This window comes from Nocardia farcinica (assembly GCF_029867845.1).
GTDB classification, from domain to species: domain Bacteria; phylum Actinomycetota; class Actinomycetes; order Mycobacteriales; family Mycobacteriaceae; genus Nocardia; species Nocardia farcinica_A.
This window is the reverse complement of sequence record NZ_JARWRU010001274.1, coordinates 1-2,142: the sequence shown is the minus strand read 5'-3', so window position 1 is coordinate 2,142 and position 2,142 is coordinate 1. Positions and strand designations below refer to the sequence as shown.

The window sequence follows — 2,142 nt, the reverse complement described above, 5'->3', positions numbered from 1 at the left end:
CCCTGCCGGTCGCGCCGCCCGTTCCGCACGACAGGAGGCCGGACATGACCATCGACGGCAGCGCCCCGGATCGCACGGCGTCCGACGACACGGCGTCCGACGGCACAGCGCCCGACGACACAGCGCCCGACGGGACGGCGTCCCACAACAGCGCGTCCGACGGCCCGACGCCCCGGCACCGCCGCCCCGAGGGCGTCGACGATCTCACCGTCGAGGCCGCGGGCAAGCTGTCCGAGGCGCTGGAGACCACCGAACGCGCCCGCGGCCACCTGTACTCGTTCCACCAGCTCACCGGCCACGCGGACTTCCAGCTCGACGAGGCGATCGAGCTTTTCCGCCGCGCGGGTCACCCGGAGATCGCCGAACGCATCGCCACCGAACTGATCGGCCGCAACGTCCTGGAGGGCCGCTGGACCTTCCAGATCGTCGAGGACTACGACGAGGGCTACTACGCGCTGTTCCGCGAGACCGAGCGCCGGGTGCGCGACGACCTGCTCGACGGCCGCACCCACCTGTTCGAGGCCGAACTCAAGGAACGACGCCGCACCCGCGGCCTGCGCGGCCACGAGGCCACCCCCGCCGAATAGCCGCGGCCCGCGCCGGCGACACATCTCGGCAACAACAGCCGATGCCGGGCAACCTCCGGGCGTACCGTGGCGATCAGAGCGACTCCCCCACCGCCGCGAGCACCCCCGGGAGGATCCGATGACCACCGCCACCCATCAGGAACACGCGGGCCACGACCACGTGCACGGCGAGGGCTGCGGCCACGTCGCCGTCCCGCACGGCGACCACGTCGACTACGCCCACGACGGCCACCTGCACCGCGCCCACGAGGGTCACTTCGACGAGTGCCGCCCGCCCGAGGGCCACCACCCCTGCGAGCACCACGACCACGTGCACGGCGAGGGCTGCGGCCACGTCGCCGTCCCGCACGAGGACCACATCGACTACGTCCACGACGGCGAACACCACGCCGCCCACGACGGCCACTACGACCAGCACTGACCCCGGCAGGCGGTCACCGACCGCCCATACGCCGCCGGACGGCCGCCACGGCCCGCACCCACCGTCGCCTGGCGGTCACACCGCTTGGACGTACCAGTCCAGCGGTCCCGCGTCGTCGGTGACGATGCTGCGCAGGAACTTGAACCTGGCGCGGCGGGCGACGGCGACCGAGGAGGAGTTGGCCGGGTCGGTGCGCAACACGACCTCCTCGGCGCGGCCGGAGGAGGCCATGTAGCGGCAGCCGAGGATGACCGCACGGGTGGCCAGGCCGCGGCCGCGCCACGGCTTGTCGACGGCATAGCTGAACTCGACCTGGTCGGCGCGCAGGTAGGGCGCCTGGGGGCGTAACCCGAAGGTGCCGACGACCTGGTCGTCGCCGAGCAGGACGATTTCGTAGATCTCGAGCCCGAGTTCGTCCGCTTCCGGCGATCCCGCGGTCACCGGCGGCGCGGCCGTCTCCGGTCCCAGCAGGTGCGGGCGGCCGGGCGCGGCCGGACGCAGGGCGATGATGCCGTCCGAGAGGTGCACCCCTTCATGATCAGCATTGCGGTCGCTCGATCAACTCGGCGACACGCCGATTCAGCCGATCGGATCGGTGGTGCACCCGGAGATCGCCACCCGCACCGGACGCGGCTGGGCGCTGCCCGGATCGGGGAACGGGGGCGCGCTGTCCCCCAGCGAGGCGACCGCAGCCTGCTCCGCCTCGTGCCGGGAAGGCGCTGCGGCCCAGCCGAATCGGCCGTCCGCGCCGCGCGCGATGGCGCCGCAGTTGTCCACCAGGTGCAGCACCAGATCGCAGTCGTAGACGCCGCAGTCCCGGATCGCGGCGGCGTCGGCGACCACCCGGCTGGAATGCCCGAGCGCCGCCACCGTCCGGCCGGTGCTCGGCGAGACCGCCATGGTGCCGTAGGTCTTGGGCGCGGCGGCCGCGGAACCGGCGCTCATGAGGGTGGCAACAGCGGTGGAGGCGACCGCGACAGCGGCGGACCTGCGCATCATCGACACAGAAGATCTCCCGGTAGAACGAGCAAACGGTGAGATCTTCGCCGAGCGCCGGCGTAATGTCCAGCACTCGGACCCGGCCGCGAGACGACGCGCTCTCCCCGCCCCGGCGGGCGGGGGGGTCGCCTCGGG

Annotated in this window: 3 protein-coding genes and 1 pseudogene; 2 read left to right on the top strand and 2 right to left on the bottom strand. The window is 73.0% G+C overall.

All coding sequences use genetic code 11. From position 1 onward, the window contains the following. Positions 1–164 precede the first annotated feature (164 nt). Together QH283_RS28565 and QH283_RS28560 are read left to right on the top strand one after the other, a co-directional pair. Positions 165–587 (top strand): annotated as a pseudogene (locus QH283_RS28565) (hypothetical protein); the annotation flags it as partial. A gap of 118 nt (positions 588–705) precedes the next feature. Further along, on the top strand, positions 706–1,008 hold the full coding sequence (locus tag QH283_RS28560; RefSeq protein ID WP_280506034.1) for a hypothetical protein: 303 nt from the start codon (positions 706–708) through the stop codon (positions 1,006–1,008). 75 nt (positions 1,009–1,083) lie between these two features. Here QH283_RS28560 and QH283_RS28555 read toward each other — a convergent pair whose 3' ends face one another. Beyond that, positions 1,084–1,536 carry a GNAT family N-acetyltransferase gene (locus tag QH283_RS28555; protein ID WP_280506033.1) on the bottom strand — a complete coding sequence of 151 codons (453 nt, stop codon included), beginning with the start codon at positions 1,534–1,536 and terminating at the stop codon, positions 1,084–1,086. A 51-nt stretch (positions 1,537–1,587) separates the two neighbouring features. Then, positions 1,588–2,007, bottom strand: a complete 420-nt coding sequence (locus QH283_RS28550; RefSeq protein ID WP_280506032.1) for a DUF4189 domain-containing protein — start codon at positions 2,005–2,007, stop codon at positions 1,588–1,590. Between the last annotated feature and the right edge of the window lie 135 nt (positions 2,008–2,142).

Bases quoted from the DNA above. Each gene is read 5' to 3' on its own strand.
- QH283_RS28560 (WP_280506034.1), top strand. From the start codon at position 706: ATGACCACCGCCACCCATCAGGAACACGCGGGCCACGACCACGTGCAC.
- QH283_RS28550 (WP_280506032.1), bottom strand. From the start codon at position 2,007: ATGATGCGCAGGTCCGCCGCTGTCGCGGTCGCCTCCACCGCTGTTGCC.